Annotated in this window: 12 protein-coding genes; 3 read left to right on the top strand and 9 right to left on the bottom strand. The window is 67.3% G+C overall.

The annotated features are described in order from the left end of the window. Positions 1-9: 9 nt before the first annotated feature. The 5 genes from A5745_RS16545 to A5745_RS16525 are packed head-to-tail and all read right to left on the bottom strand — an operon-like array spanning position 10 to position 6,028. Entirely contained in the window at positions 10-774 is a 765-nt protein-coding gene (locus tag A5745_RS16545; RefSeq protein ID WP_076117395.1) for an SDR family NAD(P)-dependent oxidoreductase, read from the bottom strand. Further along, positions 771-3,104: a CaiB/BaiF CoA-transferase family protein gene (locus tag A5745_RS16540; protein ID WP_076117392.1), complete on the bottom strand. Its 2,334-nt coding sequence runs from the start codon at positions 3,102-3,104 to the stop codon at positions 771-773. Before A5745_RS16540 ends, A5745_RS16545 begins: the two co-directional genes overlap by 4 nt. Before the next feature lie 19 nt (positions 3,105-3,123). Continuing rightward, complete coding sequence (locus tag A5745_RS16535) at positions 3,124-4,095, bottom strand: enoyl-CoA hydratase/isomerase family protein (RefSeq protein WP_076117389.1); 972 nt, start codon at positions 4,093-4,095, stop codon at positions 3,124-3,126. A gap of 25 nt (positions 4,096-4,120) precedes the next feature. Further along, positions 4,121-5,326 carry a cytochrome P450 gene (locus A5745_RS16530; RefSeq protein WP_076117386.1) on the bottom strand — a complete coding sequence of 402 codons (1,206 nt, stop codon included), beginning with the start codon at positions 5,324-5,326 and terminating at the stop codon, positions 4,121-4,123. A 24-nt stretch (positions 5,327-5,350) separates the two neighbouring features. Beyond that, entirely contained in the window at positions 5,351-6,028 is a 678-nt protein-coding gene (locus tag A5745_RS16525; RefSeq protein ID WP_076117384.1) for a TetR/AcrR family transcriptional regulator, read from the bottom strand. Between the two features lie 87 nt (positions 6,029-6,115). Between A5745_RS16525 and A5745_RS16520 the strand changes: the two genes are divergently transcribed. After that, on the top strand, positions 6,116-6,727 hold the full coding sequence (locus A5745_RS16520) for a preprotein translocase subunit SecD (RefSeq protein WP_254848603.1): 612 nt from the start codon (positions 6,116-6,118) through the stop codon (positions 6,725-6,727). Then, complete coding sequence (locus A5745_RS16515; RefSeq protein ID WP_076117381.1) at positions 6,724-7,542, top strand: sugar phosphate isomerase/epimerase; 819 nt, start codon at positions 6,724-6,726, stop codon at positions 7,540-7,542. Before A5745_RS16520 ends, A5745_RS16515 begins: the two co-directional genes overlap by 4 nt. Positions 7,543-7,547: 5 nt before the next feature. On the opposite strand, the gene A5745_RS16510 is transcribed toward A5745_RS16515, so the two are convergent. Genes A5745_RS16510 through A5745_RS16500 form a run of 3 tightly spaced genes read right to left on the bottom strand, consistent with a single transcriptional unit; the run spans position 7,548 to position 11,444 of the window. Further along, positions 7,548-8,543, bottom strand: a complete 996-nt coding sequence (locus A5745_RS16510) for a Gfo/Idh/MocA family protein (RefSeq protein ID WP_076117379.1) — start codon at positions 8,541-8,543, stop codon at positions 7,548-7,550. Positions 8,544-8,573: 30 nt separating this feature from the next. After that, complete coding sequence (locus A5745_RS16505; RefSeq protein WP_076117376.1) at positions 8,574-9,797, bottom strand: FAD-dependent oxidoreductase; 1,224 nt, start codon at positions 9,795-9,797, stop codon at positions 8,574-8,576. A gap of 24 nt (positions 9,798-9,821) precedes the next feature. After that, a complete protein-coding gene (locus A5745_RS16500) occupies positions 9,822-11,444 on the bottom strand; it encodes an arylsulfatase (RefSeq protein WP_076117374.1) in 1,623 nt (540 codons plus the stop codon). A 74-nt stretch (positions 11,445-11,518) separates the two neighbouring features. Between A5745_RS16500 and A5745_RS16495 the strand changes: the two genes are divergently transcribed. Then, positions 11,519-12,538, top strand: a complete 1,020-nt coding sequence (locus A5745_RS16495) for a nitronate monooxygenase (RefSeq protein WP_076117371.1) — start codon at positions 11,519-11,521, stop codon at positions 12,536-12,538. 19 nt (positions 12,539-12,557) lie between these two features. On the opposite strand, the gene A5745_RS16490 is transcribed toward A5745_RS16495, so the two are convergent. Further along, on the bottom strand, positions 12,558-13,730 hold the full coding sequence (locus A5745_RS16490) for a serine/threonine-protein kinase (RefSeq protein WP_076117369.1): 1,173 nt from the start codon (positions 13,728-13,730) through the stop codon (positions 12,558-12,560). Positions 13,731-13,797: the final 67 nt, after the last annotated feature.

Below are 13,797 nucleotides of genomic sequence, written 5' to 3'. Positions count from 1 at the left end.
CTTCCCTTCTCACCAGGTTTGTTCGGCCGCGCGCACCAGCATGTGGTTGACCGCCACCCGGCGGTCGCGAGTCACCATGTAGCACACCGCATCCGCGATGTCCTCGGGCCGCAATTTGACCATGTCGGCGGTTTGCTTTTCGAAAGCGGCGCGCGAGGGTGCCGCCAGGTGGGTGAAGATCTCGGTGTCGACGGTTCCCGGACTCACCACGCCCACGCGGACCCTCTTGCCGAGCAACTCCTGTCGGATGCCTTCGCTGAAGGCGTTCACCCCGAACTTGGTCAGCGAATAGACCGCGGTGCCGGGTCGGGCGACCCAGCCGCCCGTCGAGCCGATGGTGACCAGGTCGGCCACCCCGCGCGGCGAGTCGGCGGCCGCGCTGATCAGGTGCGGCAGCGCGGCGCGGGTGGCATAGAGGACGCCTTGCACGTTGACGGCGACCATGTCGTCCCAGTCTTGCAATGCGGCCTCGGCGGCGGGCCCCGATTGCATCAGTCCGGCGTTGTTGACCAGGACGTCGAGGCGTCCCAATTCCGCGACGGTGCGCTGCACCGCGGAGGCGACCTGCTCGGCGTCGGTGACGTCGGCGGGCACGACAAGCGCTGTGCCACCGGCGGATTCGATCTGGGTTTTCAGCTCGGTCAGCCGGTCGGCCCGGCGGGCGAGGAGGGCCACCGCGGCGCCCTGGGCCGCCAACGCTTTCGCCGTTGCCGCGCCGATACCGCTGCTGGCGCCGGTCACCAGCGCCGCGGTGCCTGCGAGTGCAGCCGTCATGTTCCGAGTATCTCGTGGAGGACGTAGTCGTTGTCCTCGCCCAGGTCCGGTGCGCCGCGCGCAATCCGCGCGGGGTTGCGCGCCATCCGCCAGGAGGGTCCCAGGACCGGGCGTTGGCCTTCGCGGTGGTCGCTGACGAAGCGATACAGCCCACGGTCCCAGAGCCGCTGATCACCGATCACGTCGAGGGCGGTGGCGCTCTTGGTCGCCGGTACCCCGGCCGTGCGCAGGCGGTGAGCCAGCGGTTCGGCGTCGTGGTGCCGCGTCAGCACCGCGAGATCGGCGTCGAGCGCGTCGGCGTGGCCATGCCGGTCTGCTGCGGTGCGGTAGCGCGAATCGGCGGCCAACGCCGCGGCGTCGAGCACGTCGCACAGCCGCCGCCACTCGTCGTCGTCGGCCACCGCCACGGCGATCCACGAACCATCGGAGCAGGGATAGCAGCCGTGCGGGCACATGTCGGGGTGATTGTTGCCGTCGGGCCCGAGGCCCTTCCCGGTGAGGCTTTGTTCGAGCAGGCGGTCCCCGATCATCGACGACAGGGTTTCCACGGCGGACACGTCGACGAATTGTCCGGCGCCGGTGAGATCGCGATGCAGCAACGCCACGACTGCGGCGTACGCGGCTGCTGCGCCGACCGTGGAATCCCCGTAACGCATGCTCGTTCCGAGGGGCGGTCCGTCGGGATAGCCGACCAGCGACGCGAGGCCGGCCAGCGCGGAGAAGCACGGCGCGTAGCCCGTTTGATGGCCCAGCGGTCCGTCGTTGCCCCACATTTTGACCGACACCGAGATGATGTCCGGCTTGATCGCCGTGAGCTGTTCATAACCGAGACCCTGCCGTTCCATCGCGCCCGGGCGCAGGTTGTTGATGACGATGTCGCTGCGGGCGATCAGCTCGTGCAGCCGGGCCATGTCGTCCGGCGACTTGATGTCGAGGTCCACGCTGAGGATTTCGGGGTTGATGCTCAGAAAGTACGGGGCGTGGTTGACGTCGGTGCCGCCGTAGGCCCGCATCTCCTCCGGGTGGGCGGCCGTTTCGACCTTGATCACTTCGGCACCCAGCAGGGCCAGGAGTTTGCCGGCGTACGGGCCCGCCCACACCTTGGTCAGCTCGACGACGCGCACGCCCTGCAGCGGGCCGCCGCGCGGATTCTTGGGCGGCTTGAGTTGTGCCGGCTTGAGTTGTGAAGCCGCCGCCGGCGCCCGCGGGCTGTCGAGGTGTTCCAGGATCGCGGCGGTGTGTTGCCCGAGAGTCGGTGCCGCGGTGGTGATTTCGGCGGGCGAGGCGCTAAGCGTGTACGGCACCGTGGGATACGCCGCCCGACCCAGGACGGAATGTGTGACGTCCTGGAAGAAACCGCGATGGCGGTATTGCGGTGCCTGGTGCAGATCCGCAGCGCCATTGACCGGGACCAACGGCACGCCCAGCCGCTGGGCTTGGTCGGCCGCGGTCTCTTTGGCGAGGCCCCGGACCCAGTCCGCGAATCCGCGCCGAAACGCGGCGACCTTTTCCGGGGTAACGGAGAATTCCAGCCAGTCGTCGTCGAACGCGGCGAGCCACTCGGGCTGACCCATGAGAGCCTTGATGCCCTGCCAATGGGCGCGACTGGTCATGTACAGGTAGACGAAGCCGTCGGCGCACGGGAAGAACGCCGCCGGTCCCTGCTGGTCGTAGTCGTCGCGGGTGCCCGCGGCCGCGACCTCGCCGGTGATGAATCGGCCCAGTATCGAGTCGGCGCGCGAGACCAGCACGGCATGCTCGGAAATGTCGATGGACTCGCCCTGGCCGGTATGCAGGCGCCTGAACAGCGATGCCACAGTGCACAACGCCGCCTCCAGCCCCGCTTCGTAGTCGGCGAGGAACCGGCCCGGTCCTTGCAGCGGGGGCCGGCAGGGGTCCGGATGGCTGGGAGTGTGGTATCCCCAGCCGCTGGCGTGAAAGACGTTGATGCTCTTGACCTTGTCGAATTCGGCGGGCGCGCCTTGGCCGAAGGGCGTGACCGAGCAGAACACCACGCCCGGATGTCGTTCGGCCCAGTCGGCCGCGCGCTCGCCGATGACCGCGTCGGCGGTGGCGATGAGCTTGTGCAGGCGCGCGGTGTCGCCGACGTCAAGCTCGATCGATTGCTTGTTGGTGTTGAGGTAGGCGAACAACGCACTGCCGTCAGGACCGTCGGCCAGGATGGGCGCCATCGCCCGGGTGCGACTGCCGCGTCCCGCTGGTTCGACCTTGATGACCTCGGCGCCGAAATCGGCCAGCAGCTTCCCGCAGTACTCCCCCGCGACCGACTCGGCCAGCTCGACGACCCTGATACCGGTCAGCGCCGACATGCCGGCCCTCGCAACGAGATCAAGGCTTCTTGCGTCCGGAGCGGCTCAGGCGCCATTCGGGCGGGAAGTTCATATCGTTGTCCTTCACCACATTGTTGAGTCCCTTGCCGAAGGTTCCCTCGGTGAGGTCGACCTCGTTGTCCCGGTCGTTGGCGATCAGCGGGAGCATGCCCTCGACCATGCCGGTGAGCAGGCTCCCGAAGTATTCGCCCTTGTGCTGCTTGTAGAGCTCCAGGAAGGTCTTCTGCACCGCGACGGTGTCCGTCGGACGGGAGCGCGAGCACGCCATCGCGTACTTGAGCGTCTCGTCTTCGAGCTTCTCGCGCGGGACCACGCTGTTGACGAAGCCGCACTCGTACATCTCCTTCGCGCTGAAAGGCCGCCCGGTGAACAGCATTTCGGAGAACTTGCGCAGACCCATCGTCTCGGCCCACCACCACAGCCGCGGACCCCAGCCGACGTAGCGGAACGCCGGGTGACCGAACAGGGCGTCGTCGGAGGAGATCACCAAATCGGCGTCACCGGCCTGGTAGAAATGCCATCCGTAGCAATAGCCCTTGGCCTCGATGATGCTGATCTTGCGCAGTTCTTGCAGCGGCCGGTTTCCCGCGGGGGCCTTGGCATAGAAATCGGTGACGGTGGACAGATAGCGGTACGAGCCGCCCGGCGGATACTTGACGTCGTCATCGTTGATCGCGAGCTCGTGCAGCAGCGGCATGCCGGGGTTCTCCAGCATCGGGCGCTGCTCGGGCAAATCGCCACCGCTACCGAAATCCTCACCCTCGCCGCGGATCACGACGACTTTAACGTCGTCGTCCACGTTGCACTTGTGGATCAGATCGGCGTAATTCTGCCGCATCCCCAGGGTGGTGGAGTTCTGCGCGTCGGGACGATCGAAAGTGATGTAGGCGATCCTGTTCTTCTTGTCCTTCTCGAATTTGATGTACTGCTCCGCTTCCTTCTTCAGCTTCACGTAGTCGTACTCAGGCATCGGTTCTCTCCACTTCTGTTATGGGTCATCTAGGCAGCAACGAAGGCAGGGACTCCCAGCCCCGCACCGTCGACGTCGGGCTGAGCTTGGCGTTGCTCATGTCGATCTCCCACTCGGGGAAGCGCTTCAAGATTTCTTCCAGCGCGACGCGGCCTTCCAGACGCGCCAGCGCCGAACCGAGACAGAAATGGGTGCCCACGCTGAAGGTGAGGTGCGGCCGGGCCTCGCGATGGATGTCGAATTCACCTGCGTCCGGGCCGAACTGGCGCTCGTCACGGCACGCCGCCCCGAGGAGCATCATCATCACGCTGCCCTCGGGCACCGTTCGGTCATGCAGCGCGATGTCGCGGGTCACATACCGTGCCATGTGCGGTGCCGGCGGCTCGAAGCGCAACAGCTCCTCGATCGCCTGCGGGATCAGCGCGGGGTTTTCGGCGAGTTCGCGGCGCTGATCGGGATGTTCGGCGAGAACCTTCCCCGCCCAACCGATCAGGCGCGTCGTCGTTTCGTTTCCCGCTCCCGCGACCACGTTGAGGTACACGAGAATTTCCTCGCGCGTCAGGCGCCGCGTGGTGCCGGTTTCGTCGACGAACTCGACGTTGAGCAGCTCGGTCATGATGTCGTCCGACGGATGCTCGGCGCGCCAGTCGATGTAAGCCTCGAACTGTTCGCCGACGGACAGGCCCTGCTCCGCGGCCTTCATGGGCTTGCCTGCTTCCGTGCGCAGCTGTGCGTTGCCCCGGTCGCGGATGTACTCCTGATCGTCCTCGGGGATGCCGAGCAGCATGCTGATGACCTTCATCGGCATGATCGCGCCAAGATCGGTGACGAAGTCGAATCGCCCCGAACCCACCAGTGGATCCAGCAGCTGCGCGCAGAAGTCCCGGATCAAAGGCTCCAGCGCGTTGATCTTGCGCGGGGTGAACATGCGCGACAGTAGCTTGCGGTGCACGTCGTGGATCGGCGGGTCTTCGAAAATGAGCATGCCCGAGGGGATTTCGAGGTTGGCCTTGATCAGCTCGAGGATCACGCCGCGGGCGGAGCTGTAGGTGCCGTGGTCGATGAGCGCCTTGCTGACATCGGCGTAGCGGCTCAACGCGTAGAAGTCGTATTCGGCGTTGTAATACAGCGGCGCCTCGTCGCGCAGGCGGGCGAACATCGGATATGGGTCAGCGATCAGATCGACATCGTAGGGGTCGAAATGAACCTGACTATCGGTGCTCGCCGTCACGAAATCCCTCCTACCATTAGCGTTTCAGTTGGCGCGCCCGCCCGAACCGGTCAAGCGCCCCTTGTCCGGACTCTTCAGCACGCCGGTAGCGATCGCCGCCAAGATCCGGTCGAGTCGTTCGGGGCTGTCAATGATCCTGTCGCCGTGGGCGAATCGCAGCAGCAGCCCGTTGATGAACGTCAGCGTGATGTTGCTCAAATCGTCGACGACCGCCGACTCCAATTCGGCGCCGCGCGGCATGAGCTGCACCAGGATTTCCCGGTGCAACTTGGTGAACCCATCGGTGGCCTGTTGCAGAATGGCGGCCATCGCCGGATCGCGGACGGCCTGCAACGTCAGCTCGTAGCGTGCCTTTGTTCGGGACAACTGCGGCTCGGCGCCGGCTTGGATCACCACCTGTGACAATCGCGACGGCGACGGGTTGTCCCCTCGGCCATCGGCGGTGTCGGCGACGGACTGCAGGCTTGCGAGGTCCAGCTCGGCCAGTCGCTCCGCGACGGCACGCAGCAGCGCCGAACGCGTCCGGAAGTAGAAGGAAGTGGTGCCGTCGGGCACACCGGCCCTGCGGTCCACCTTCAGATGGCTCAGCCCCTTGGCCCCGTCGTCGGCCAGCAGTTGGATCGCCACATCGCAAAGGTCGCGGCGACGCTCCACGGGATTGGGCTTTCGTCGTTTCGCCGCGGCCGGCGTGTATCGAGCCATGAGACGGCCGACATTACTCTATGTTCGTAGTGTCGGTAAAGAACCTGCCGCTACGATCGGCTTGATCCCGTGTGCGAAAGGAGTGCGGTGGGTCCGGCAAAGAAAGCCGCAAAGAAAGCGGCAAAGAAAGCGGCGAAGAAATCATTGACGACCGTCGTGCTGCTCGGCGCGGTGACGTGTGGCTGCCAGGCGACTCAGCACCCGGCGTCGCCCACCGCCTCGACCACCAAGGCGCCGCCCGCAACGAGCCAATCGGTGGCGGCACCCGTCAACATTCAGCCCTTGCCGGTTCGGAAGGTAGAGAAGTCGCAACCCGCCTCGCCCGACAAGTGCCCCGCCGCGAATCCGAACGCTCCCGCCGCGCCCGACAAGGTTTTGATGGCCTGTGACCTCGCCCGGACCACTCTCTATACGTTGGGCCCCGAGGCGATGCGGCTCGGGCTGACTCAGGTGGACCCGCCCAAGTCGCTGACCGCCGGCTTCTACGAGGTGCTGCTGACGCTGGACCGACCGTCGGCGGCCGCCTGGGCGTCGTTCACCGCCGCGAATCTGCACGACCACGTTGCCTTCATCCGTGACGATCTCGTCCTCGAAGCCCCGTTGATCGAGTACCAGGTCGCCTCCGGGCAGATCGCGCTGACCACGCAGACCGTTCAGGCCGCGGATCAGTTGACACAACTTGCGGGCCGCCCCGCGTGACCGAGCTCGCCGTCGGCTTCCTCAGCGTGTTCGCACTTCCGCCAGTGGAGTTCGTCGGTGTCGCGGCGGACCTTGGCTGCCAGCACATCTCGACCGTCGTGCGGGGACAGCCGCTGGTGCCTCTCGGCTTTCGGCCATTCTCGCTGAAGGACCCCGCCGAGAGAAAGGCGCTGCGCGCGGCGATGAACGACAGGGGTGTGACGATCACGCTCGGCGACGGGTTTCTCGTGCTGCCCGGGGCCGATATGCGCGACTTCCGCTCGGATCTCGATGTCCTGGCCGAGCTCGGCGTTCCCCGGATCAACGTGGTCAGCCTCGATCCCGACCTCAGCCGCACGTTCGACCAATTCGCGGCGTTGACCGAACTCGGTGCGCAACGCGACATCGAAACCAACGTCGAACCGGTACCGGGCCTGACCGTCGGCGACCTGCCCACCGCGGTCGCCGCCCTGGAACACGTCGGGCGACCCGATTTCCGGCTGTTGATCGACACCATGCATCTGGTGCGCTCGGGGTCCGGCGCCGCGGACCTTTCGGCCTTGGAGCCCGAACACATCGGCTACGCCCAACTCAACGACACCACGCTGGCGCCGCGCCTGGACAACTACATGGAGGAAGCCATGTACGAGCGCATGGTTCCCGGTGAAGGCGAATTACCGCTGCGCGACATCCTGGCCGCACTGCCACCGGACGTCGTGATCGAACTCGAAGTACCCCAACGCTCGCTGGCGCTGGCGGGCGTCGGGCCTATCGACCGCCTGCGCCCGTGCGTGGCTGCGGCCGGTCGTTTGTTGGCCGAAATATCAACTGGCTGAACGGGTTACGATCGGGTCGGCTCGCGCAACGGGAGGCCGGCGGCGCGATAGATGGCATCGATCACGGTCATGTTCTCGATCGCGTCCTCCGGCGTCGTCTTGATCGGCTCGCCGCGCAGCACCGCCCCGGCGAAAGCGTCGAGCTGATACGCGTAAGACGCGCGGCGCGGGAATCGCTCGGTGCGTTTGCCGGCCGGCGAACGAATGGAGAGCCGATGAAAATAAGCGGGCATCACCGGGTTGAGCACCCGTAGCTCGCCCCGGTCGCCAACGACCTTGGCGTTGATCTGCAGCAGGCGCGTCGACCACATCGAGCAGCGAATCCAGCCGGTGTGCCCATCGGCAAACCGCAACTCGGCGGTCATGGCCCGGTCGACCCGGGGATCGCGCAATTTCGCTTGCGCGGAAACGACTTCCGGGGTCGAACCGCCGAACGTACGCACCATGTGCACCGCGTAGCAGCCGGCGTCCATGGTCGCGCCGCCGGCGAGGGAATAGTTGTAGCGGATGTCGGAGAACTTCGGCAGCGGGAAGCACAGCGCGGCCTCCACCCGCTGGAGCTTGCCCAGCTCCCCCGACGCGATGATCTGCTCGACCCGCAATGTCAGCGGGTGGTAGCGGTAGTGAAACGCCTCCATCACCACCCGATCCGACTTCGCGGCCAGTTGGGCGATCTCGCGGGCCTCGGCGGCGTTGGCGGTGAACGGTTTTTCGCACAGCACGTGTTTGCCGGCGGCGAGCGCGGCGCGGGTCCACTTGCCGTGCAAGCCATTCGGCAGCGGGTTGTAGACGGCATCGATGCCCGGGTCGGCGATCAGCTTGTCGTAGTCGTCGTGCACCCGCGCGATGTGGTGCTTGGCGGCGAAGGCTTGGGCGCGCGCCACGTCGCGCGCCGCGACGGCGGCCACGTCGACCTCTGCGTTGTCCTTGGCGGGGTTGGCGAGCGCCAACGGCGCGATGCGGGCCGCACCCAGAATGCCGATACGTAGGAGTTCAGACACGGACCGACGCTAGCAGCCCCCGCGGGCCGGTCAGGCGGATCCGCGCCGCGCGAATGCGGGCGCGTGCTCGGGTCGAACCCCGACGCCGACGAAATACGCGGGCACCACCGACAGCCACGGCAGCCGCTGCACCAGGCCCAGCAGGGCATCCGGTGGGGTGGGGTCCGCGCCGCGCAGCAGCGGACCCAGCAGCGCCCTCTGCAACACCCGCTGCACGGCCTGGGTCACCACCGTGGGAACGACCCGGCGCCGCCGCACGGCGGCCAGGTCGCGATCCGTGACGCGGTGCCGCCGCAGCGGTTCGGCCAGGATCGCCGCCGCCGCGACGGCGTCTTGGACGGCCAGATTGATGCCGACACCACCCAGCGGAGACATCGCGTGCGCGGCGTCACCGATGCACAGCAGCCCGTCGGTGTGCCAGCGGCGCAACCGATTCACGTGGACGTCCAGGTGCTTGATGTCGTCCATCGAGGTGAGCGCCGCCACCGACACGGCCGCATCTGGCAGCAGCGCGTCGACGTCGCGCCGGAAGGCCTCGATGCCGCGTGCGCGCAACTGCGCATCGCCCCCCTTGGGCCCGAGGTAGGCGATCTGGTCGTAACCTTTGCGCGGGATCACGACGAGGGCCTTGCCGGGGGCCAGGCGAGGCAAGAAGGTGAATTGCTCGTCGCCGTCCCGCGGCAACCTGAACCACCACACGTCGAAGTTCACCGGGAATTCCCGAGTCTTGAGGCCCGCCTCCCGGCGCGCGATCGACCACCGGCCGTCGCACGCCACCGTCAACTCGGCCCGCAGTTCAACCGGGCCCTCGGGCCCTTCGTAGCGCACCCCGGTGACCTTGCCGCCTTCCCGCAGCAACCCGGTGACCTCGGTCTTCATCCGCAACGTGAAGGTCGGCTCGGCCTGGGCGGCCTCGGCCAGCAGGTTGAGCAGGTCCCACTGCGGCACCATGGCGATGAAGGGATGGGGTTGGCGCAGACGCTCGAAGTCGACATAAGTCACCGAGCGGCCATTGGACTCAAACGCCGCCTTGCGGACCTCGCTATAGTCCAGCTCCGAGAAGCGCTCCCACAAGCCCAGCTCGTCGAGGAGCCGCAGCGTCGTCGGATGCACGGTGTCACCGCGGAAGTCGCGCAGGAAGTCGCCGTGCTTCTCCAGCAGGGTGACGTCGATTCCCGCCCGAGCCAACAACAGCCCTAGGATCATCCCGGCCGGGCCGCCGCCAATAATCGCGCACGTGGTTCTGTCGACCATCAGCGCTCAGCGTACGTGGTGATTTCAGCCGAGCAATTGGGTGTCGATTTCGAAAACGGAAACGGGATCGAGAATCACGCCGCTTTCCTTGACGTAGCGATCCCACAACTCGAGCAGTTCGGCCAGCTTCTCGGGCCGCGCGGCGGCCAGGTCGTCGATTTCACCGGGATCGGCCGAGAGGTCGTAGAGCTGCCAGGTGCCCGGGCCGTACGGTTCGGGTAGCCACAACGCCTTCCAGTCGCCCTGGCGAATGGCGCGGCGGCCGAACAACTCCCAACCGGTGCCGGTGTCGCCCCCGTGCACCGCGTCGGTGTCGCCCGAGAGATACGGCACCAGCGACCGGCCGCGCATGGGTGCTATTTCGCGGCCGCGATAACTGGTGCCGGGATGCGTGGCGCCGGCGAGTTCCAGGACCGTCGGGGCGATGTCCATCACGGTCGCGAAGGCGGTGCCGATCTCGTGCTGCCGCTCGAATCCGGGCCAGGTGACGAACCCGACCACCCGGATGCCGCCCTCGGTGGTGAACGCCTTGTGCAGCCGCGACGGCGCCGTGGCAGCTTGGGCCCAGCGCGGCCCGTACCAGATGTACGAGGTGGGCCGCCCGAGGTTGTCGAGGCTGTTGTCGTAGTACTTTTCGATCTGCGCGGCGATCCGGGCGCCATGCAGCGGCATCGCCTCGACGATCGCGCCCTCGGCGCCGTTGTCCGACAAGAAGATCACGACCGTGTCGTCGAGTTCGCCGGTGTCGGCCAGGTAGTCGATCACCCGCCCGATATTCCAGTCCATCCGGTCGACCATGCCGGCGTAGACCTCCATGCTGCGGGCCGAGAGCGCGCGCTGCTCGGCGGTCATGTCGGCCCACTCCGGAGCCCCGTCGGCGACCACGGGATGCGGGGTGACGCCCGGTGGGCACAGGCCGAGTCGCTCGAGCGCCGCCAGGCGAGCGTCGCGCAAGGCGTCCGGACCCGCGTCGTAGCGTCCGCGGTAGGTAACGATGGATTCGTCGGGTGCTTGCAGCGGCCAGTGGGGCGCTTGGAAGGGCAGGTAGGCGAAGAATGGCCGGTCCTGATCTCCGGGACGCTCGGCGCGTTCGCGGAAGTAGCGCAGCAGGGTGTCGGTGTAGAAGTCCGACGAGTAGAAGTTCTCGTCGACCGTGACGAACTGGTCATCCTCGGTGTAAAGCCTTGGCACCGGCGCGAAACCCTCTGCCGCGGCACCGCCGTAATGGCTGGCACCGGCCGGCAACAGCGCGAACGAACGCTCGAATCCGCGGGCCCACGGCGAGGTCTCGATGGTGTCGCCCAGGTGCCATTTGCCCGACATGAGCGTCAGGTATCCGGCGTCACGCAGCAGCTCCGGCAGCGCGACGACGCGATCGTTCAGATAGCCCTCGTAGCCGGGCGCGCCCTGGAATTCGGGGATCGCGACCTCGAGCATCGTTCCGATGCCGGCGATGTGGTGATCGGTTCCTGTCAACAACATCGCCCGGGTGGGCGAGCAGGCCGGCGCCGAATGGAAATCGGTGAGCCGGATCCCGGCGTAGGCGAGCCGGTCCAGATTCGGCGTGTTGATCTCACCGCCGAAGGCGCCGATATCGGAAAACCCCAGATCGTCCGCCACGATGACCAAGAAGTTGGGCCGCGTCACGGTCAAGCATCCTGTCAGGTCTAGCGGCCGAAGGGAACTTCTGCGGCCAGCGCCATCGCCGATATGGTCATGGGATGCTGCAACAGTTTGGGATGTCCATTCCGTTGGTCGCCGCCCCGATGTCGGGCGGCCCGACGACCCCGGCAATGGTGTCGGCGGCTACCCGCGCGGGTGGTCTGGGTTTCCTCGCGGCCGGGTACAAGACCGTGGAGGCTGTCGAAGCCGAGATCAAGACCGTTCGCGCTGAGGGAATCCCGTTCGGTATCAACGTGTTTGCCCCCAATCCGCTACCGGTCGACCCCGACAGCTACCGGGCGTACGCCGCAACGATTCAGAGGGAGGCCGACCAGTTCGGCCTGACGGTGCCGTCGGAGCCGATCGAGGACACCGATGCCTTCGACGAGAAGATCGCGCTGTTGCTCGATGATCCGGTGCCGATGGTGTCTTTCACGTTCGGGATACCGCCACGTGACGCGATCGCCGCGCTGCAACGGGCGAATAGCGTTGTCGTTCAAACGGTTACAACCGCCGAGGAGGCCGCGCAAGCGCACGAGGCCGGGGTCGACATGCTTGCCGTGCAGGCTTCGGCCGCGGGCGGGCATTCCGCCACGCTTTCGCCGCGAAAACCGTTGACCCCGGTCCCGATCGTCGACCTCGTCAAACGGATCACCGCGGCCGTGCCGTTGCCGGTGCTGGCAACGGGTGGGCTCGCCACTCCGGCCGCGGTGGCCGAGGTGATCCGCGCGGGCGCCGCGGCGGCAGCGGTCGGAACGGTCCTGCTTCGTGCCGCCGAAAGCGGCGCCTCGGCCACCCACCAGGCGGCCCTCACCGACCCCGCGTACACCGAGACGGTGATCACTCGGGCCTTCACCGGCCGGCCGGCCCGCGGCCTGCGCAATGCGTTCATCGACGCGCACGAGGCGGAGGCCCCGCTGGGCTACCCGGCGCTTCACTACCTCACCACCGCGATGCGCAAGGCCGCGGCCGCGGCGGGCAAACCCGACTACGTCCATCTGTGGGCGGGCACCGGGTACCGCCACGCCACCGCGGAGCCGACGGGCGACATTCTGCGACGATTGGCCTCCGAGCTCTGATCGACGCCCTCCGCTAGTCTCACCCGCCGCCGTGCCCCTTGCCGTGGCCCTTGCCGGGGCCGTGCCCTGGCGGGCCCGGGGGCGGTGCCGTCGGCGTCGGCGGCGGCGCGGGATTGCCGACGGGAACAGGCACGGGTGTGCTGGTGGTCACGGGTTTGGTGGGCGCGTGCGAGGACGACGCATCGAGCGCGAACGCCAGCGGGATCAGCATCAGGACGGCCAACACCGCCACCGCACCCAGCACCTTCCTTCGGGTGGCCGTCATCGGTGGGACTAACGCAGGGAAAAACGTGTTCGTGACCAACCCGGGTGGCGGACCGTCCAGCACTTTGGTGGCTGGACGCCGCGGCGCGGCGACCCGCACGCCCGCCGCCGGCGCGATCCGACCGCCGTGCAGGGCGGCCCGCATCTCCTGGGCGCAGCCGAACCGCTGCCGCGGGTCACGGGCCATCGCGCGTTCGATCACCCCTATCAGGCCGGGATCGACGTCGGGCCGCAGCGCGGCGAGTGGGGGCGGCCGGCCATGCAAGATGGCGCTGGCCAGCGCGGCCACATTCTCTTGTGGGAACGGGCGATGCCCGGCGAGCGCCTCATAGCCGACGACACCGACCGCGTAGAGGTCGTCGGCAACACAGGCGGGCGCACCGGCGAGGCGCTCGGGGCTCAGATAGGCGATGGTCCCGACGATGTGGCCGGTCAGGGTGTTGGTGGCCTCGGGGATCTTGGCGATCCCGAAGTCCGCGACCTTCATGATCTCGCCGCCCGCCGCGAGCAGGATGTTTCCGGGTTTTATGTCGCGGTGCAGGATCGCAGCTTTATGCGCCGCGGTCAGCGCGGCGAGGACGTTGTCGAGCATCGCACCGGTCCGTGCCGGGGGCAGTGGACCGGCGGCTATCTGGTCGGCAAGGCTCTCTCCGGGCAACCGTTCCATCACGATGAACGGTGTGCCGTCGTGCTCGCCGATGTCGTGGACGGCGACGATGTTCGGGTGGTTGAGCGCCGCGGCCGCGCGCGCCTCGGCGTCGAACCGGTTCCGGATGCCGTTCTGGGCGCTCAGCGCCGGGTGGAGGAGTTTGATGGCGACCGGCCGGTGCAATCGGGTGTCCCAGCCGTCACGAACCTCGGCCATGCCACCAAGGCCCAGCCTGCCGTGCATCTCGTACCGGCCAGCGAGCAACACGAGAGTATTCATCTGCCCCGCCCACTCTGTGCGACTTCAGTGACGATCGCGCGACCGGCCGCAAAATCGCCGAAGGGGG

This window comes from Mycobacterium sp. IS-2888, from assembly GCF_001954215.1.
Classification (GTDB): Bacteria; Actinomycetota; Actinomycetes; order Mycobacteriales; family Mycobacteriaceae; genus Mycobacterium.
This window is presented reverse-complemented; position numbering and strand designations above follow the sequence as displayed.